Raw genomic sequence first — 18005 nt, 5'->3', positions numbered from 1 at the left:
CGGCGCCCGAAAAAGTGCGCGCGGTCGCCAGCACTCAAGGATATTTCTTTCACGAAATCAGGAACTTGCGACGCGATCTTCATCTTGCATCACTGTGCGAAGGGGATTCCTTCCCCGTACAGGAGACATCGAATGAAGATCACCACCCTAGCGCTCGCGGCCTCGGTCCTCGGTGGCCTCGCGCTCGGAACCAGTGCCGCCTCGGCTGCCCCGATGGGCCCGAACGGCCTTCAGGCCGCCCCGGCGGGCGTCAGCCAGGTTCGGATGAGCAGCAGCGAGCGCATGATGATGAAGAAGCGCATGATGCATAAGAAGATGATGAAGCGCCGGATGATGAAGCGGAAGATGATGATGAACCGCATGTAAGCGGCCATCACGAACGCGGCGGCCTGACCTTCGAGTTGGCTGCCGCGCCCCGCGGTTCCCAGGATATGTCACCCTTATGCCCCGCACGTACCTGCTGCTCGGCGGCTGCGATCGCCTCGCATCGACCTGGGCCGGACTTCGCCGCAATAGCCGATATCGCTAGGAGACGAAGGCAAGAGGCCGCTGACGGAGCAAAAGCCTTTTCTCTACGCTCAATTTATCCGATACGGAATTTTGATGCCCCGAAACTGATAATTGGCACGGTCATCATCAACAGCGACCGCGACTATGGCGAGTATCAGCAGGGCGGTGATGGTTATAATATTAATTACCGAGTTCACGGCGAGGCGCGCGTTGGCATCAGCAGCGTAGCTGGGCCGTCTGGTCGTGCGCCATTTCGGGTCTAAGCGAAACGCCAAGGCCGCAGGGTCAAGGTCCGGTTAATTGCCGCCTGAGCTTCGAAGCAGCCATTCTGCTTACGGCCAACATCTGCCGCCGTCCAACGCCCGGACGAACGTCTCAGATGGGTGGAAAGCAGTAAGGCTGCTTCCGAGCCGACACTTCTGAATGCGGAGATCGCGAATCCGAGACAAGTCAGGCTCGCAAAAGTCGTTGAGATACGTCGATCGCGAAGCTCGACAATGGAGCATGATCGGCTACGCCAGCCACCATGTCACCAGCAAACACGAACCGCGCGACCGGCTTTGCGGCGCTCCTCGTGACCGCGCTCGGGTGGGGGTTCGGCTGGCTGGCGATGAAGGTCGTCCTGCAAAGCTGGCCCCCGCTGTTCGGGCGGGGCGCGGCGGGCCTGATCGCAGCAATGCTGCTCGCCCTTGTGGCGCTGATGCGCGGCGAACGTCTCGCCGTGCCCCGGGGGGCTCGCGCCCGGCTGGCGATGTCAGCGTACACCAACGTCTTTGCGTGGATGGGTTTCTCGTCGCTCAGCCTGCGCTGGATCACCGTCAGCGAGGCCGCCCTGTTGGTCTATTCGATGCCGGTCTGGGCGACCTTGTTCGCCTGGGCGGTGTCCGGCCATCGCCCGACGCTGCGGGGCTTACTCGCGCTGGTGCTCGGCCTCTCCGGGATCGGCGTGCTGCTCGGTGCTGGCGCAGGCGCCCTGGGCGAGGAGAAATTGCCCGGCATCGGATTCGCGCTCGCGGCTGCGGTCCTGTTCGCGCTCGGCGCGGTCCTCAATAGCCGCGCTCTGCCGGTGCCCCCCTTCGCGATCACCGCGTGGCAAGTCGGACTGGGCTGTCTGCCGATGGTAATGCTCGGCATCACGCTCGAACGGCCGGCCGTCATGGCGCTCAGCGGCGCGAGCGCATGGGCGTTCGTCTACGTCACCCTGATCCCAATGGCTGCCTGCTTTCTCACGTGGTTCGAAGCGCTTCGACGGTTGCCGCCCGTAGCGGCTTCCACGAGTATGCTGCTCGTCCCTCTCATCGGCATCCTCTCCGCGACGTTGTTCCTCGGCGAGCCTTTGGGGCCGCGGGAAATGCTGGCCATGGCGCTGACGCTGGGAGGCGTCGTCCTGGCTTTGAGAAAGTGATGATCGGCCGTCATCGCCGAGGCGATCACGGCGGCTGTCCCACCGGTCCCCCACCTTGCAGAGGGCGCAATGCCGAAACTGTCCGCCGAGCACCTTCGCGTCGCCGACGTGATGGCCCGCGACGTCGAGTTCATAGAGCCGCAATCGACCGTGCAGGCTGCGGCGGTCCTGATGGGCGAAATCGAGGTGGGGGCGCTGCCGGTCGGCTCGGCCGATCAGCTGGTCGGCATCATCACGGATCGGGATCTGCTCTATCGGGTCGTCGCCCGTGGGCGCGATCCCACCTCCGTGGCGGTCCAGGAGGTCGCCTCGCGTCCCGTCCTCTCCTGCGATCCCGGCGATTCCCTCCGCGCGGCCCTCGACATCATGGGGTCGAACTACGTTCGGCGCCTTCCGGTGGTCGATGGGACTCGAAAGGTGGTGGGCTGGCTGACCCTCGCCGACATCTCGCGCCACCTGCTCGTGAGCGACGATGCCTTGCAGGTATCCCTGCAGGCGCTCACGGAAGGGGCAACGGACGTATGATCACACGCGATAGCGGCGCTCTGCGGCGCGCACGGCCGTGGTTGGCAGGCCGCGATGCAAGGCGACGTAGTCCGCGAAGGCCCATCCCGGCGGCCCGGCGTGCCGGGCGGCGATCAAGCAGAGTATGAAGCCGATCAGGCCGGTGTCGGGCTCGCTCAGGCCCGCCAACGCCTCGTCGAGCGGCGGCGGCGTCCGAAGGGCGGCATCGAACATCGCGAGGATCTCGGCGTCGGCCCCCGAGGCGACGAGCCAAGCCCGGATCGGATCGAGCACCGGCGCTGAACCGCTCGACCGGGCCACCACGGCGGCGAAGCGAGCGAGGGCGGTGCGCTCCGCGCCGGAAAGCCGCGCCAGATTGACACTCAACGGCATCAGGGTCTGGTGGCGGTTCTGCAAAAAGCCATGGATGACTTTTTGCCCGACCACTTCGAGGATCTGCCGCCGGCCGGGGGGGATAGCGCGGTGCCGGCGATCGACCGCGTCCGCTCCCCCGTCCCCTGCCGGATGATCCCGTCGTTCCCCGGCCTGCTCCAACGCCTACCCCTCTCAGCCCCCGCCGTTGCGACGGTGTCCCGAACAGGTGTCTCTGGATGACCGTCGATCAAGTGCTCGCCTTCGGCCTGATCGGCGTGACGGTAGCCGCTTTCGTGTGGGATCGCCTGCCCTACGATCTCGTGGCCCTGACCGCCCTCGCCGTCGGCATCGCGGTGGGGCTCGTGCCCGCCGACAAGGCGTTCTCGGGATTCTCCGACGACATCGTGATCATCGTCGGGTCTGCCCTCGTCCTCTCGGTGGCCATTGCTCGCTCCGGCGCGGTCGAGACCCTAATGCGTCCGCTCATGCCGTACATGACCAGCCCGGTCCGCCAAGTGCCCATCCTCGTGGCCGGGGTCCTCCTCCTATCGATGGTGACGAAGAACGTCGGTGCGCTCGCCATCTTCATGCCGATCGCGCTGCAAGTTGCCCGCCGCAGCGGGACAACACCCTCGGCGCTGCTCATGCCGATGGCCTCGGCCTCGCTCATCGGCGGCATCGTCACGCTGGTGGGCACATCGCCGAACGTGATCGTCTCAAAGGTCCGCGCCGACCTGACCGGTAAACCCTTCGGCATGTTCGACTACGCTCCCGTGGGCCTGTGCGTGGCCGCGGCAGGCTTCGTCTTTCTCTGCCTCGGATGGCGCCTGCTGCCCCGGCGGGATGGAGGCACTCGCTCGATGGAGGCGGCGTTCACGCTGGAGCGCTATACGACGGAGGCGCGCCTCCCGCCGGAGCATCCGGCTGTCGACCGGACGGTGGCCTTCCTGGAGGCCCAGGGTGACGGGGATGTCAGCGTCGCCACCATCCTGCGCGAGCATTTTCGGCGCTACCCGGCCAGCCCGGACTTCCGGCTTAGGGGCGACGATGTGCTCCTGCTCAACGGCGAGCCGGACGCCCTCGAGCGCTTCGTGGCACGCACCGGACTGGCCCTAGCCGGCGCCGCGCCCGCGGCGGAGGCCGTGGTGATGGAGGGCGTGGTGACGGCGGAGTCCGAACTCGTCGGGCGCACGGCCGCTCAACTCGATCTGGAGCACAGTTCCGGTCTGGGGATCCTCGCCGTCAGCCGGCGCGGCCGCCGCATCGAACAGAGCCTGTCCTCCGTCCGTTTCCGGGCCGGGGACGTCGTCGTGGTGCGCGGGCACAGTGCGGCGTTGGCATCGGCCCTCGGGACGCTCAAGGTGCTACCCCTCGCCGCTCGGGAGATCGCCCTCGGCCGGAACGACCGGAGTTGGCTGCCGGCCGCAATCCTGTTCCTGGCCATGGGCCTCGTCGCCCTTCACGTCGTGCCCGTCGCTGTCTCCTTCTTCGGTGCGGTGGTCGCCGTGCTGCTTCTGCGTAGCTTGACGCCGCAGGAGGCTTACCAAGCCGTCGAATGGCCGGTGCTCGTCCTCCTGGGTGCCTTGATCCCAATCTCCGAGACCGTCAGCAGCACGGGCGGCGCCGACCTGATTGCCGGCCAACTCACGGCCTTGGTGCAGGGTCTCTCACCGATCACAGCCCTCGGCGCCGTCCTGATCCTAGCGATGGCGGTCACGCCGTTTCTCAACAACGCCGCCACGGTTCTCGTGATGGGTCCAATCGCCGCGAAGCTTGCGACCAGACTGGGCCTCAGCTTGGATCCCTTCCTGATGGCGGTAGCGCTGGGCGCCGCTTGTGACTTCCTCACGCCGATTGGCCACCAGTGTAATACGCTCGTGATGGGCCCGGGTGGTTACCGTTTCGGTGACTACGCGCGGCTCGGGCTACCGCTCTCACTCATCGTGATCGTGGTCGGTATTCCTCTAATTGCGTTTGTCTGGCCTCTTCATCCCGTGTGATCTGTGCATGGTAGGCGTCTATCCGCTCTTCCTGCCGTCCCTGCCGTCCCTGCCGAAAGCTGCCGGGCTGCTTTCGGCCAGCTCAAGCCTCGTAAGTGGCCGCCTCCGCACGGCTCGGTTGAGTGGATTTCTGCCGTTCCGGTTTTGGGCAAAGACATGGAGAAAGCGGGCACCAGGTCGGTTGTCAGCGATCTCCTCTCGCACCTCGCTAGCGCGCTCGGTCACCGTTTCGACAATCTCGACCCGTCGCCGCCACACTGAAGCCGCCATGCGTCGGCGATCCGGTCCTGGATGAGGCGTCCCGCACGGCGCGTCACCGCCTGCCAGAGCGCAGGGGATCGGGCAGCCGCACGGGCACGAAGAGGTAAGCCTGGGCCGACTGCCCGCCCTCACAGGTAGCCCGCCAAGCAGCCAATCCTCCGCCCTGGAAACCTTAAGATTTGCGGGCGGCGTGAAGCCTGTCGGGTTATTCTCCTCTCAATTTGAGGTGATATTTCGGGCTGAGGTTTGGTACCGTGTCATTCCCTCTACCGAAAGTTGCGGTCATGGAACTATTTTTTTCGAGAAATCGCACCTATAGAAAGGGGCTTCTTTTTAAAAGGAAAGTGCACTGCGACGCAGGGACTTGTCTTCTTTTAAGGCTACACCAACGCCTCAATCTGAACCGCGTCTTCATCGTGTCCCTTCATTCGAATTTTAGGTGCTGGCCCTTATAGGCGGGCTATGATCTACGGTGCCGCCCGCCTAGCTGCCGACCACGCACTCGGCTTTGTTTTTACTGCCGGTGTCATCTGCCTCGCGGCTGGATGGCTAGTCGCTACTTTGATGCGTACGGTCAGCAATGCCGATCCTGCTCACCGATACCGCTGGATCGCGGGCACGGCGGTTGTGGCCGGCTTGGGCGTCTGGACGACTCATTTCGTCGCCATGCTGGGCTATCGGCCCGACATGGTGCTGAGCTTTGACGACACGAAAACTATTGTCTCGGCGCTGATCGCTATTTTGGTCGCGGGCCTGCCGTTGGCCGTGGCCCGGCTTTTTCCATCGTGGCGGATCCGTGCTGTGGCCGGTGCGATTGCCGGGCTTGGTATCGGTGGGATGCACTACGCCGGCATGGCGGCGATTGAGGGATGCCAACAGACACATTCGCCGCTTATGAACATTTTAGCTGCCGGTATTGGTGCCTGCAGCCTTGCGCTGGCTTGTGGCCTGCCGCGACGCTTGGCGCCCCCCCGGGTGGTCTGCGCTCTTTTCACCCTCGCCGTTACTGGTACTCACTTCGTCGCGATTGCCGGCACGACGCTAGCGCGCACCCAGGATTATAGCAGCTTCCCGCACGAGAATATCGTGCTCAGCATTTTCACCACTGCGGGAGCTGCTGTCCTGTTCCTCGGGGCGTTCCTGACTATAATTGCAACACAACGTTTCGACGCCCAGGAGCGCGCCCATTCTTCGGTCCTGAGAACCGCACTCGACAATATGTCGAACGGTTTGCTGTATCTGGACGCGTCCGAGTGCGTGCGCCTGTACAATCGGCGCTACACTGAAATCTATGGCATCCCTCTCGATGTCGACCTAACGGGCAAAACTATCGACCAGATCATCGACATTGTCGGCGATCGTCATCATTGGACCGCAGAGCGGCGCGTGGCGGCGCGCCAGCGGGTCGACGAATGGCGGAACGTCGAAAACTCGAAGCAAATTGACTATCCGCTTGACGACGGACGCATTCTGCAGGTCGAAATCCGTCCGATCGAGGAAGGCGGTAACGTCGTTACCTTCGACGACGTCACCAAAGAGCGCGCGGCACAGCGCCGGATCGCGGAATTGGCCTTCTCCGATCCCCTGACCAAGCTCGCCAATCGCCGCGCCTTGAATGCGCGGTTGGATCGCGATTTTGTACCCAAGCAAGTCGTCAAGCTCCTGCTGATCGATCTCGATCGCTTCAAGCAGATTAACGATACCTACGGTCACGTCGTTGGCGATCAGCTCTTGATACAGGTTGCCAACAGGCTGAGGACGATCGCGGGATCGGACGGGTTCGTAGCCCGGCTTGGCGGCGACGAGATGGCGGTGCTGGTCTATGGCGATCAGGCACAGGCAATGGCTGTCGCCACCGAGGTGATTGAGGCGCTCGCCCTCCCGTACGTGATCAATGACCTCACAGTGTCGATCGGCTGCAGCATCGGTATGTGCTGCACGGATGATGCGCGCGATGCGATCGAACTCATGCAGTTCTCAGACATCGCGCTATACGAGTCGAAACGGCAGGGTCGAGGTAGAACGAGTTGCTACACGCGCGACATGCTGAAGACCGTCGCCGATCGGGTTCAGCTCGAAACGGACATGCGAACCGCGATTGAACGCGGGGAAATGCATCTGGCCTATCAGCCGGTGATCTCACTCGTTGACGATCGGATCATCGGCTATGAGGCATTGATCCGTTGGGATCACCCGACACTCGGAGCTGTTTCCCCAGCCCGTTTCATTCCGTTGGCCGAGGAGACCGGACAGATCATCCCGATCGGCGCTTGGGTGTTGCTGGAGGCCTGCCGACAGGCCGCGCAATTACCAAGCGATGTCTACGTCGCGGTGAACGTTTCACCTGTCCAGCTGCGCTCGCCGCAGCTTCTGTCCGATCTCACGCAGGCTCTAGCCAAGAGTGGACTGCCAGCCAAACGGCTGGAGATCGAGCTCACGGAAACAGCAATCGTCGAGGATGGACCTCAGATCGCCAAGGTCCTGAGCGCCATCCGCCGCCTCGGTGTGACGGTGGCGATGGATGATTTTGGCACGGGTTACTCGTCGCTTGCCCATCTGCGCGACTTGCCGCTCGACCGCATCAAGGTGGATCGTTCGTTCGTGGCCACGGCGGAGACGGATCGCCATTCGTTGGCTGTGCTGAAAGGCATCACGCAGATCGCGCGCGCGATGAATGTCGCGCTCCAGGCGGAAGGCGTTGAGACGCCATCGCAGCTCGCGCTCATGCGCGAGGTCGGTTGCGACGCGATCCAGGGCTACTTAGTCGGACGGCCGCAACGATTGGTGGAGAGCACTGTGCCGATGGCTTTGTCGGCTTAAGTTTGCGACCGAGGGCCATGACCGTCCGGTTTCGGGGCGTGCTGGCTACCATCTGGATGGCAGTGTTGGGTCGATAGAAGGCCATCTTGTGTGGATGGCTCCCGCATTGCAAGTGGCGAATTGAGCTTCTGACGCGTTGGTCGGGTGCAGTCTTGTGTCCGGCCTGTTGATGCAGTCGTTCATGTTGACTGCTGGCCCTGATGGTATCCGTGAGCTGGGTCCCACTCTGCTTTGCGGGCTATGACGCCCTGGACAGCCGGCGGGGTGTCCCGGCTCCCGGTCTGACCGGTTCGCCATCAACTCTCATCGTCCTCGCAACCTGGAAACGTCTCCTCTACGTGCTGTCAGGCGGCCGTGGCCGCCGGTGCGCGGTAGGTGCCGCCGCGGGTCATGATCGCCCAGGCGACCCGCGCCGTGCGATTGGCCGCCGCCACAGTCACCACGCGCACTGGCTTACGCTGCAGCAGCGCCGGCAGCCGCGGGTCGACCGAGGTCGGTGTCGTCTTCGCGCGCCGGATCAGAGACGTCATGCCGACCACGAGCAGCCGGCGCAGGTAGCGGTCGCCCATGCGTGAGATCCGGCCCAGGCGCTCCTTGCCGCCACTGCAGTTCTGCAGCGGTGTCAGGCCCAACGAGGCAGCGAACTGCCGACCGGAACGGAAGCGCTCGGGCTCGCTCACCGAGGCGGCCAGCGCGGTTGCCGACACGATGCCGACACCCGGGATCGTCGCAAGCCGCTGCGACAGGTCGCTGTCTCGATGCCAGGTGAGCAACTCCTTCTCCAGTCGGGTGAGCTGAATCTGCAAGGCACCGATCTGATCGGCCAACCCGGTCACCACGCGCTGGGCTAACGGCGGCACCTCGGCCGCGTCTCCGGCCGAGAGCCGGGCCGCCAGTTCGAGCGCGTGCCGCAGGCCCCGCGCCATCTCGATCCCAAACTCGGCGAGCAGGCCTCGGATCATGTTCACCAGCTGCGTGCGTTGCTTGACCAGCAGGTCGCGCGTCCGGTGCAGCGCCAGCGCCGCCTGCTGCTCGGTCGCCTTCACGGGCACGAAGCGCATGCTCGGGCGCGTCACCGCCTCACAGATGGCAGCGGCATCGTTCGCATCGGTCTTGCCGCGCTTGACGTACGGCTTCACGTAAGCCGGCGGCATCAGCCGCACGTCATGGCCGAGCTTTATGAGTTCCCGGGCCCAGTGGTGCGCTGTGCCGCACGCCTCCATGCCGATCAGGCACCGTGGCAGCTTGGCGAAGAACGGCGTGACCTGCGCCCGCCGCAGCGCCTTCCGAACGACGACGTGGACTTGCTCCGCAAAAGTGGAGAGCTCTTTTCCTGGAGGAGGAGGGTTCCGATGGCAGACCGGAAGCAAACCTTTACCCCTGAGTTTCGCGCAGAGGCGGTGCGATTGGCGCAGACGAGCGGGCGGTCCCGCCGCGAGGTCGCCGCCGATCTCGGCGTCGGGCTCTCGACGCTGCGCAACTGGATCGACGGCCGGCGCGAGCGGGAGATGGACCATCCGCCAGCCGATCGGCAGGAGGACATGGCCGCCGAGCTCAAGCGCCTGCGCCGCGAGAACGAGGTGCTACGCCAGGAGCGGGAGATCCTGAAGCGGGCCACGGCTTTTTTCGCCAAGGAGGGAAGTCGATGAGGTTCCGCCTCATCGACGCGGCGAAGAAGGACTTCCCGGTCGCGCGCCTGTGCAAGGTCCTCGACGTCAGTCCGAGCGGCTATTTCGCCTGGAAAAACCGCCCGGCCTCGACGCGGCAGCGCGAGGATCTCGTGCTGCTTGCCCACGTCCGCTCCGCCTTCACGCTCTCGCACGAGACGTATGGCAGCCCGCGCATGACCCACGAGCTGCGCGAGCAGGGTTTGGCGGCAGGCCGAAGACGCGTGGCCCGGCTGATGCGGGAGAACGGGCTCAAGGCTCGCCAGCCGCGGCGCTTCCGGCGCACGACGGACAGCGGCCACGCCTTCCCGATCGCGCCCAACCACCTCGACCAGGACTTCACGGCGGCCGGGCCCGATCGCAAGTGGGGAAGCGACATCTCCTACATCTGGACGCGGGAGGGTTGGCTGTACCTGGCGGTGGTCCTCGACCTGTACTCTCGACGGGTCGTGGGCTGGGCGGCGAGCGACCGTCTTCACAAGGAACTCGCGCTGACCGCGCTGCGACGTGCCCTTGTCGTCCGACGGACCGGACCAGGTTTATTGCATCATTCAGACCGCGGCAGTCAGTACTGTTCGAATGAGTATCAGGCGGAACTACGAGGACATGGCATCGTGATCTCGATGTCTGGCAAGGGAAATTGTTATGATAACGCGATGGTCGAGACGTTCTTCAAGACGCTGAAGAGCGAGTTGGTCTGGCGCACCGCGTTCCAGACACGAGCCGAGGCCACCATCGCGCTGGCCCGTTACATCGATGGCTTCTACAATCCCCGCCGCCGTCACTCGGCGCTGGGCTACACCAGCCCTATCCAGTTCGAGAGGGGCTTCACCCACCAAACCGCTCTCCATTAGACCGTAGCAAGTCCAACGTGCCCAGCTGCATCGACGGCGTGAACCTGAAAGATGCTTTTGGCCAGATCGATGCCGACGGTGGTGATCTCCATGGGGATGGCTCCTGCATGAGCGTGGCTGCTGCTTCGACAGCGACCACATCTTGGCACCGAGATGCCGTCAGTCGGAGCGGGAGCCATCCACCCCATCTGCTTTCTTGGGTGGATCTGCTCCGAAGCGGACGGGCTGATCTCGGCTGGCTTATACTGGCGCTAATAATCGATCGTGCATCCGACTTGTATCAGATGTGGACGATCGCCACATGCTTTTGACCATGTGGCGATCGTTTCTAACAGTTGTTCACGCCAGCGTACGGACCTTCGGCTCACGATCCCAGTAGCGCTTCTTCGTCGCCTCGACGAAGCCACCAAGGTCTGTCACGCCCTCGTCCACCTCGACGCCCGCCTTGTCGAGTAGCGGCTTGGCGGCCGCGTTGTGGCCGATGGCTTTTAGGTGGCCGAAGGCATCCATCACCCACTGCACCGCGGCCGCTTCCTTCACGAGCTTCGCCGCAGCCTTCTCGGACAGGATCACCGCGCAGCCATCAACCGTCACCGAAGGCTGACCGAACAGTTGCGCGTCCGCGGCGATGGCTGATCCGTCCGAGAGCGGCACCTTGCCGACCTTTGGGGCGATCGTCATCGCATGGCCGCCCGCCGCCTTGATCGCCTTCTTCAGCGATTGCAGTTCGCCCGCATCCGTTCCGTCGGCAATCAGGATGCCGATGGTGCGCCCTTCCAGCGTGTGCCGCTCCAATGGGCCGCGGATGATCCGAAGAGCCGGCGACGGCTCCATGTCCAGGACCGGTGCAGCGGTCGGCGACGCAGGGGGTAGGTCCATCGCCAGCCCGTCGGCGACCCGTGTCGCCAGATCCTCATCGACGTTGCGCAAGTTGGCAAGCATCTGCAGCCGGATATGCTCCAGGCTTACCTTAGACAGCTCGAACACCAGCGCGGAGGCGATATGCGCCTGTTCCGCCGGGTCCATCGAGCGGAAGAACAGCCGCGCCTGGCTGTAGTGGTCGGCAAAGCTCTCCGGCCGGACGCGCAGCTTCTGCCCTTCCTCGTCCGAGGGGTAGGTCTTGTAGCCCTTCGCCGCGTCCTCACGGGCGCCGCCTGGCTCTCCGACCTTTGCGAGGCTGTTGGGCTCATAGTTGGCTCGGCCCTTCGGCACGGCCATCTGCATGTGGCCGTCCCGCTGCTGGTTCATGAATGGGCATCCGGCGGCCGAGGCCCGCCCCTTCGCGGCGTTGATTGGGAGTTGGTGGAAGTTGACCGAGCCCAGCCGCGACAGCTGTGTGTCCGTGTAGCTGAACAGCCGACCCTGGAGCAGCGGATCGTTGGTGAAGCCGATGCCTGGCACGACATGGCTCGGCACGAACGCCGCTTGCTCGGTCTCCGCGAAGTAATTGTCGGGATAGCGGTCGAGCACCATGCGCCCCACGATCCGCACCGGCAGCACCTCCTCGGGGATGATCTTGGTGGCGTCGAGGACGTCATAGGGCTGGCTGCAGGCAAAAGCCTCGTCGAACAGCTGCACACCGAGGTCCCAGGTCGGGTAGTCGCCGCGCTCGATCCGCTCAAACAAGTCACGGCGCTGGAAGTCCGGATCGGCTCCGGCGATCTTCACGGTCTCGTCCCAGATGGTCGAGGCGAGGCCAGCCTTGGGCTTCCAGTGGAACTTGACGAAAGTGCTCTTCCCTTCCTTGTTGATGAACCGGAAGGTGTGGACGCCAAAGCCCTCCATGTTGGCGAAGGTGCGCGGCAGCGTCCGGTCCGACATGGCCCACATGATCATGTGGGTCGACTCGGGCATGAGGCTGATGAAATCCCAGAACGTGTCATGGGCGGTGGCCGCTTGCGGGTAGCCCCGGTCGGCCTCCATCTTGGCGGCGTGGATCAGGTCCGGGAACTTGATCGCGTCCTGGATGAAAAAGACCGGAATGTTGTTGCCGACGAGGTCCCAATTGCCCTCGCGGGTGTAGAACTTGACGGCGAAGCCGCGCACGTCGCGCGGCGTGTCGATCGAGCCGGCGCCGCCCGCCACGGTGGAGAAGCGGGTGAACACCTCGGTACGCTGGCCCTTCTTTTGGAACAGGTCGGCGACGGTGACGTCGGCGAGGCTCTCCGTGCACTCGAAGTAGCCATGCGCGGCGGAGCCACGTGCATGGACGATCCGCTCCGGAATGCGCTCGTGATCGAAGTGATTGATCTTCTCGCGGAAAACCTCGTCCTCGATCAGGACCGGCCCACGCGGCCCTGCCTTGAGCTGGTTCTGATTGTCGGAGACCGGCGTACCGTGGTTGGTCGTCAGCACGGGGTGGTCCGCATCGGCGGTCTGATGTGTCTCGCCACCGTGGCCGGCGTTGAGCGAGGTGAGTTCGGTCATGGCATTCCTCCTTGGCGGGAGGCCAACCGAAGGCTGAGCCGTAAGTTTCCACTCTCGCGTGAGAGCGGTGAAGGGGCGATGCCGGTCGGCGCACTCGCTGACGCAAGCCGGCTGCCAGGGCGCGGCATGTCTGCTTCACCGCGGTTGCGAATCGCAAGCAGACCGGCGGCTTACGGCCAGACTCCGTCACGCCGGATCGCCATCGCGCGCAGGACCGGACCTTCGGCTTGGCGCCCATCTCGGCCGCTCAGCCGCGACTCGCAGATTCTCCGAAGCGGACGCTGTGGCAGCCTACGTCGCGGGTAATCTGGCCGACTGGCTCGGCCGTCGGGGGATGACCCATACCCGCGGTGCGCCCCGCCATTCCCAAACGCAGGGCAAGATCGAGCGCTGGCACCAAACGCTCAAGAACCACATCCTGCTCGAACACGTCTACCTGCCCGGCGAACTGGAGGCGCGGGTTGCCCCCTTTGTCGAGCACTACAACCACGCTCGGGCTCACGAGAGCCTGGGCAACCTCACCCCTGCCGATGTCTACTTCGGCCGCGGCGAGACGATCTTGCGTGAACGGGCCCGGATCAAGCGCCAGACCCTCATGGACCGCCGCTTGCGCCATCACGCGCAGGCTGCCTAACTTCTCAATGCAAGTGGACCAGAGCCTCTGTTCCTGAGCGCCTCAAAGCGTCTCAAACCATCTGACGACGGACAGCCAGCGCGTTCCGCATTGGAACGTTCATGCTGTGTTTGAGTATCTACCGGAGGAGCGCGTTGAGGCTGTCGATCATCTGCGCTGGAGCAAGATCGGGATACTCGTCAGGCTGATCCGTGCGGTTCACCCACACCGGCGTGAAGCCATAGGCGGCTGCTCCAGCGACGTCCCACCGGTTCGAAGATACGAAAACGATCTCTCGTATGTCGACTCCAAGCCGCTCGGGCGCGAGGTCGTAGGCGCGCGGGCTGGTTTTGAAGATCCCGGCAGGGTCGACCGACAACACCGCGTCGAGGTGATCGTAAAGCGCCGCGCTCCTGACGGCCATGTCGAGCATCGCCGTGTCGCCGTTGGACAGGATCGCTGTCTTCAGGCCGGCCGCTCGAAGTGCGTCAAGGGCCGCAGGCACTTCCGGGTAAGCGTCCAGTCTTCGGTAGGCCTCCAGAAGGGCCGGCCTTAAGGAAGGGTTCACATTCGGATGACGGGCCAACGCGTAATCGAGCGCCCGCTCCGTCAAAGTCCAGAACGCCGTGTACCGGCCAGACAGCGAGAGCACCCAGGAATACTCAAGTTGTTTCTGGCGCCAGGTGTCCGACATCGACTTCGCGTCGGGCCCAACCGAGCCGGCGTGGCGCTGCACGGCAGAATGGACATCGAGCAGGGTGCCGTAGGCATCGAAGACGACGGCGCGGGCGCCGGTCAGGACATCAGACGTGGACATCAGGGCCTCCTGAAAGGGTGGGGTTGAACTCAGACCGACCTGACCTCTCCTCCGTCCATCCGGAGCACGGTGCCAGTCATCCAATGCGCCGCCGGAGAGATGGCGAACGCCACCACGTCCGCGATCTCTTCCGCTGTCCCGAAGCGGGTGATCCCGGCCTGTTTCAGGAAGCCCTGTTTCGCCTCCTCGATGTCGATTTCCTTGGCCTCAGCGGCCTTCTGGAGCATCGCCGTGCGGCGGTCGGTCATGATCGCGCCGGGCGACACGCTGTTGACCTGCACGTCATCCACGATGCCGCGTTCCGCGAACGCCTTGGCCAAGGCCTCTATGCATGCGTTGATCGCGCCCACAGCCGCTGCGGCCGCCTTCGGGGTCACGGCGGCATTGCCCGACATGAACACGACCGCGCCCCGGGTCGCCTTCAGGACATCCCACGCCTGAATGGTGAGGCGCCGAGCTCCGTGAAGCTTGAGTTCCAGGCCCGCATGCCACTGCTCGTCCGTCATCTGGAAGACGTCCAGCCCGGGAACCGAACCGGCGATGTTGACCAACGCGTCGATGCGCCCGAACGCCGACAGGGTCTGCTGGACGACGGTCGCGGCCGCCGTCGGCTCGGCGAGATCGAGGTCGATCACGAGGGCTTCGGACCCGGCTTCCCTAACAGCCGAGGCCGTCTCTTCGAGCTTGGTGCGGTTGCGCGCCACCAGCACGAGCGCCGAGAAGTCCTGGGCCAGGCGCACCGCCGTGGCTCGACCGATGCCCTGGCTAGCTCCCGTCACGATGGCTACAGTCTTTGTCATCCCGATCTCCTCCAAGCGGCTCGGTCTCAGTGCACGACGACCATCTTGCCGCCGGCCGCGTTCGCTTCCATCAGGCGGTGGGCCTCTCGGACCTCGTCGAAGCCGAAGATGCGCACTGGCTTCACATCGAGCCGCCCAGCAGCCGCGTCCTGGGCGATCTGGCCCAGCGGGACATCGGCTAGCGGAAAACCTGGCGTCCCGAACACGAAGCTGCCGAAGAAGGTCAGGTAGACGCCGCTCGCCATCTGCAGCAGCGGGTTGAAATCCGGGATCGGGTCGAGGCCGCCCAGCCAGCCGGCCAGGCACGAACGGCCGCCACGCCGGAGCATCGCGAGCGAGTCGAGGACAACGCTGTTGCCGACGAGATCCAGCACCGCATCGATCTGCTTCGCGTCGGCGATGTGCTTCGACAGGTCCGGCCGCTCGATCTCGCAACGCTCGGCACCCAGCGCCTGCAGCTTGCCGAACCGCTCGGGGTTACGCGTGGTGGCGATGACGCGGGCACCGGCGTTCACGGCCATCTTGAGGGCGGCCTGCCCGAACGACGAGGTCGCGCCGCGGATCAGCAGAAGCTGCCCCTTTTGAATTTCGAGATTGCGGAACAGGCAGGTCCAGGCGGTGGCGTACGTCTCCGGGATGGCCGCGAGCTCGGCCCAGGGCAGGTCCGCCTCGATCAGCGCGACGTTGCCGACTGGGGCACGGGTAAGCTGGGCGTAGCTGCCGTTGATGGTGCGCCCGAGGCCCCCCATCAGCGCCGCCACCTTGGCGCCGACCGGAAACTCGCCGCCGGGACACGATTTGACGATCCCGACGCATTCGATGCCCGAGACCGGCGCCGCCTCGGCCCATTCGCCTCGACGCATGTGCACTTCGGCATGGTTGATGCCGAAGGCTTTGATCTCGATGACGACGTGGCCAGCAAGGGGCTCGGGTTCGGGGATGTCCCTGTAGGTCATGACGTCGAGGCCTCCGAAGCCGTCCAGGACGATGGCGCGCATGGCAGTGTTCCTCGATGCAGGGCGCCCCCGGGCGCAGAGTGGAGGGGCGGGACGCGCGCTGGCCGCATCCCGGCTCAGGGCTCAGACGAGGAAGGCCCGGATTGCCGCAGCGATCTCGGCCGCATGGGTCTCCAGCGCGAAGTGGCCGGTCTCGAAGAAGGTCACCTGCGCATCCGGAATATCGCGCCGAAAGGCTTCGGCTCCCGCCGGCAGGAAGAACGGGTCGTTGCGGCCCCATACGGCGAGGAGGCGCGGCTTGTGGACGCGGAAATAGGCCTGGAAAGTGGGGTAGAGCGCAATGTTACTCTTGTAATCGCCGAATAGATCTAGCTGAACCTCGTCTGCGCCGGGACGGCTCAGATAAAGATTGTCGAGCGAATACCCATCCGGCGAGACGAGGGTCGGGTCGGGAACGCCGTGGGTGTATTGCCAGACCGTCGTCTCCGGCTTCAGGAAGGCGCGAAGGGCCTCCCGGTTGGCTTGAGACGGGTCCTGCCAATAGGCGCGGATCGGGTTCCAACCCTTACTCAGGCCCTCCTCGTAGGCGTTGCCGTTCTGCGAGACGATGCCGGTGATCCTCTCCGGATGCTTCGCGGCGATGCGGAAGCCCGTCGGCGCGCCGTAATCGAACACGTAGATCGCGAACCGGTCGAAGCCGATCACCTCGGTGAAGCGGTCGACCACCGAAGCGACGTTGTCGAAGCTGTAGGTGAAGCGGTCCCGCGCCGGCATGCCTGACAGACCAAACCCAGGCAGATCCGGCGCCACGAGGTAAAAACGGTCGCTCAGCAGCGGGATCAGTTCGCGGAACATGTGCCCCGCGCTTGGGAAACCATGGAGGAGGAGCAGCTTCGGTGCGCCGGGGCGGCCCGCCTCCCGGAAGGCGATCCGAAAGCCATCGACGTCTGCGGAGCGATAGCGAATGGCTGGCATGAAGCGGTCCTTCTCGTAACCTCTCCCGGTGTTCCAAAGAGGTTATGCGCGCCGACGAATAACCTGTCAACAGGGATCAGTAAGGTTACGACGAAGGTGGCTTGGGCTGCGGGATCCATCTATACCGCCGTTGTGCTGGCCGCAGCATGGACCTACGGGCGCATTGCGCCTAACCGCGATGATGTAATTTGTTAGGTTATGGGCCATATGACGCCAGACGGCCATCGGCTCTCAAGGCAATGGAATGGACCACCACCACACGCCCGCGATCTTCGTGGCCGACGCACCGGGCCTCGATTTCCTCAATTCGGTTGCCACGCCCGTCGACAAGCCTGTCGACTGGATCAATGATGGCGAGGGTCTGCTGAATTGGCTGGAACAGGCCGGTCTCGTGCCGGCGGCTGCCGCCGCAGCAGTCCGGGATCGCGCGACCCCTGGTGAACTCGACGACGTTGCGGCTGAAGCCCGGCAGCTCCGCGAGTGGTTCCGAGGCTTCGTCGACGAGCGTAAGGGCCGCCCCCTCACGTCGGACGATCTATCCGAGCTCAAGCCACTCAACAGGCTCCTCGAACGGGATCAGCGCTTCAGCCAGATCGTCTCTGAGCACCATGACGGCGTCCAGCACTTGGAATTGCGGACCTCGCGTCACTGGCGCACGCCGGAGTCCCTGCTCCAGCCGGTCGGGGAGGTTCTGGCCCGGCTCGTCTGTGACGAGGACTTCACGCATATCAAAGCATGCGAGGGGCATACCTGTACGCTGATGTTTGCCGACCACACCCGAGGTCGAGCACGGCGCTGGTGCAGCATGGCGGTTTGCGGCAACAGGGCTAAGCAGGCTGCACACAGGAGCCGCCTCAAGACTTAACTTGCGGGGTAGTGCGGTGAAAAAGGACCGCTGTCGGGCGCGGCGCACCCGGCACTGCATTGGACGTTCCAGGCGGTAGGACGAGCCGGCACGATCAGGGCGTCCGAAATCTGGAAGCCGCCGCGTTCGCCAACTAGATGGCGCAGGACGAGGCCA

At 64.5% G+C, this 18005-nt stretch carries 14 protein-coding genes and 1 pseudogene; 8 read left to right on the top strand and 7 right to left on the bottom strand.

The genetic code is table 11. From position 1 onward, the window contains the following. Positions 1–132: 132 nt before the first annotated feature. The 3 genes from LXM90_RS00890 (at position 133) to LXM90_RS00880 (ending at position 2440) form a co-directional block, all read left to right on the top strand. A complete protein-coding gene (locus LXM90_RS00890; RefSeq protein WP_205833927.1) occupies positions 133–366 on the top strand; it encodes a hypothetical protein in 234 nt (77 codons plus the stop codon). A gap of 670 nt (positions 367–1036) precedes the next feature. Further along, positions 1037–1915, top strand: coding sequence for a DMT family transporter (locus tag LXM90_RS00885; protein WP_234081511.1), 879 nt, complete (start codon positions 1037–1039; stop codon positions 1913–1915). A 69-nt stretch (positions 1916–1984) separates the two neighbouring features. Continuing rightward, entirely contained in the window at positions 1985–2440 is a 456-nt protein-coding gene (locus LXM90_RS00880) for a CBS domain-containing protein (RefSeq protein ID WP_205833929.1), read from the top strand. On the opposite strand, the gene LXM90_RS00875 is transcribed toward LXM90_RS00880, so the two are convergent. Next, entirely contained in the window at positions 2441–2974 is a 534-nt protein-coding gene (locus LXM90_RS00875; RefSeq protein WP_205833930.1) for a hypothetical protein, read from the bottom strand. It lies immediately after the preceding gene. 56 nt (positions 2975–3030) lie between these two features. Here LXM90_RS00875 and LXM90_RS00870 point away from each other — a divergent pair, with 56 nt between their 5' ends. Together LXM90_RS00870 and LXM90_RS00865 are read left to right on the top strand one after the other, a co-directional pair. Beyond that, the gene (locus LXM90_RS00870; RefSeq protein WP_234081509.1) at positions 3031–4794 is read left to right on the top strand and encodes an SLC13 family permease; all 1764 of its coding nucleotides are present in this window, start codon (positions 3031–3033) and stop codon (positions 4792–4794) included. 723 nt (positions 4795–5517) lie between these two features. Continuing rightward, complete coding sequence (locus tag LXM90_RS00865; protein WP_205833932.1) at positions 5518–7875, top strand: EAL domain-containing protein; 2358 nt, start codon at positions 5518–5520, stop codon at positions 7873–7875. A gap of 344 nt (positions 7876–8219) precedes the next feature. Here LXM90_RS00865 and LXM90_RS00860 read toward each other — a convergent pair whose 3' ends face one another. Further along, on the bottom strand, positions 8220–9245 hold the full coding sequence (locus LXM90_RS00860; RefSeq protein ID WP_419149843.1) for an IS110 family transposase: 1026 nt from the start codon (positions 9243–9245) through the stop codon (positions 8220–8222). Between LXM90_RS00860 and LXM90_RS00855 the strand changes: the two genes are divergently transcribed. Then, positions 9228–10396 (top strand): IS3 family transposase gene (locus LXM90_RS00855; RefSeq protein WP_085986736.1). Its coding sequence is split into 2 segments (ribosomal slippage): positions 9228–9495 and positions 9495–10396, totalling 1170 coding nucleotides; the frame shifts between segments, so codons are not numbered across the junction. The genes LXM90_RS00860 and LXM90_RS00855 overlap by 18 nt on opposite strands. Before the next feature lie 339 nt (positions 10397–10735). Here the strand turns inward: LXM90_RS00855 and LXM90_RS00850 are convergent. Continuing rightward, on the bottom strand, positions 10736–12823 hold the full coding sequence (locus tag LXM90_RS00850) for a catalase (protein WP_205833933.1): 2088 nt from the start codon (positions 12821–12823) through the stop codon (positions 10736–10738). 277 nt (positions 12824–13100) lie between these two features. Here LXM90_RS00850 and LXM90_RS00845 point away from each other — a divergent pair. Beyond that, a pseudogene (locus LXM90_RS00845) lies at positions 13101–13457 on the top strand (integrase core domain-containing protein); the annotation flags it as partial. A gap of 118 nt (positions 13458–13575) precedes the next feature. On the opposite strand, the gene LXM90_RS00840 reads toward LXM90_RS00845, so the two are convergent. The 4 genes from LXM90_RS00840 to LXM90_RS00825 form a co-directional block, all read right to left on the bottom strand. Continuing rightward, positions 13576–14253 carry a haloacid dehalogenase type II gene (locus LXM90_RS00840; protein WP_234081508.1) on the bottom strand — a complete coding sequence of 226 codons (678 nt, stop codon included), beginning with the start codon at positions 14251–14253 and terminating at the stop codon, positions 13576–13578. 29 nt (positions 14254–14282) lie between these two features. Continuing rightward, the gene (locus tag LXM90_RS00835; RefSeq protein WP_234081507.1) at positions 14283–15053 is read right to left on the bottom strand and encodes an SDR family oxidoreductase; all 771 of its coding nucleotides are present in this window, start codon (positions 15051–15053) and stop codon (positions 14283–14285) included. Between the two features lie 26 nt (positions 15054–15079). Further along, positions 15080–16051 carry a zinc-binding alcohol dehydrogenase family protein gene (locus LXM90_RS00830; protein WP_234081506.1) on the bottom strand — a complete coding sequence of 324 codons (972 nt, stop codon included), beginning with the start codon at positions 16049–16051 and terminating at the stop codon, positions 15080–15082. An 81-nt stretch (positions 16052–16132) separates the two neighbouring features. Beyond that, positions 16133–16984 carry an alpha/beta fold hydrolase gene (locus LXM90_RS00825; protein ID WP_234081505.1) on the bottom strand — a complete coding sequence of 284 codons (852 nt, stop codon included), beginning with the start codon at positions 16982–16984 and terminating at the stop codon, positions 16133–16135. A gap of 244 nt (positions 16985–17228) precedes the next feature. On the opposite strand from LXM90_RS00825, the gene LXM90_RS00820 reads away from it, so the two are divergent. Further along, positions 17229–17849 carry a CGNR zinc finger domain-containing protein gene (locus LXM90_RS00820; protein ID WP_234081503.1) on the top strand — a complete coding sequence of 207 codons (621 nt, stop codon included), beginning with the start codon at positions 17229–17231 and terminating at the stop codon, positions 17847–17849. Positions 17850–18005: the final 156 nt, after the last annotated feature.

The organism is Methylobacterium oryzae, assembly GCF_021398735.1.
Lineage (GTDB): Bacteria > Pseudomonadota > Alphaproteobacteria > Rhizobiales > Beijerinckiaceae > Methylobacterium.
This window is presented reverse-complemented; position numbering and strand designations above follow the sequence as displayed.

Excerpts from the sequence above, each read along its gene's own strand:
- LXM90_RS00890 (WP_205833927.1), top strand. The coding sequence starts at position 133 with ATGAAGATCACCACCCTAGCGCTCGCGGCCTCGGTCCTCGGTGGCCTC.
- LXM90_RS00885 (WP_234081511.1), top strand. The coding sequence starts at position 1,037 with ATGTCACCAGCAAACACGAACCGCGCGACCGGCTTTGCGGCGCTCCTC.
- LXM90_RS00880 (WP_205833929.1), top strand. The coding sequence starts at position 1,985 with ATGCCGAAACTGTCCGCCGAGCACCTTCGCGTCGCCGACGTGATGGCC.
- LXM90_RS00870 (WP_234081509.1), top strand. The coding sequence starts at position 3,031 with ATGACCGTCGATCAAGTGCTCGCCTTCGGCCTGATCGGCGTGACGGTA.
- LXM90_RS00865 (WP_205833932.1), top strand. The coding sequence starts at position 5,518 with ATGATCTACGGTGCCGCCCGCCTAGCTGCCGACCACGCACTCGGCTTT.
- LXM90_RS00850 (WP_205833933.1), bottom strand. The coding sequence starts at position 12,823 with ATGACCGAACTCACCTCGCTCAACGCCGGCCACGGTGGCGAGACACAT.
- LXM90_RS00840 (WP_234081508.1), bottom strand. The coding sequence starts at position 14,253 with ATGTCCACGTCTGATGTCCTGACCGGCGCCCGCGCCGTCGTCTTCGAT.
- LXM90_RS00835 (WP_234081507.1), bottom strand. The coding sequence starts at position 15,053 with ATGACAAAGACTGTAGCCATCGTGACGGGAGCTAGCCAGGGCATCGGT.
- LXM90_RS00830 (WP_234081506.1), bottom strand. The coding sequence starts at position 16,051 with ATGCGCGCCATCGTCCTGGACGGCTTCGGAGGCCTCGACGTCATGACC.
- LXM90_RS00825 (WP_234081505.1), bottom strand. The coding sequence starts at position 16,984 with ATGCCAGCCATTCGCTATCGCTCCGCAGACGTCGATGGCTTTCGGATC.
- LXM90_RS00820 (WP_234081503.1), top strand. The coding sequence starts at position 17,229 with ATGGACCACCACCACACGCCCGCGATCTTCGTGGCCGACGCACCGGGC.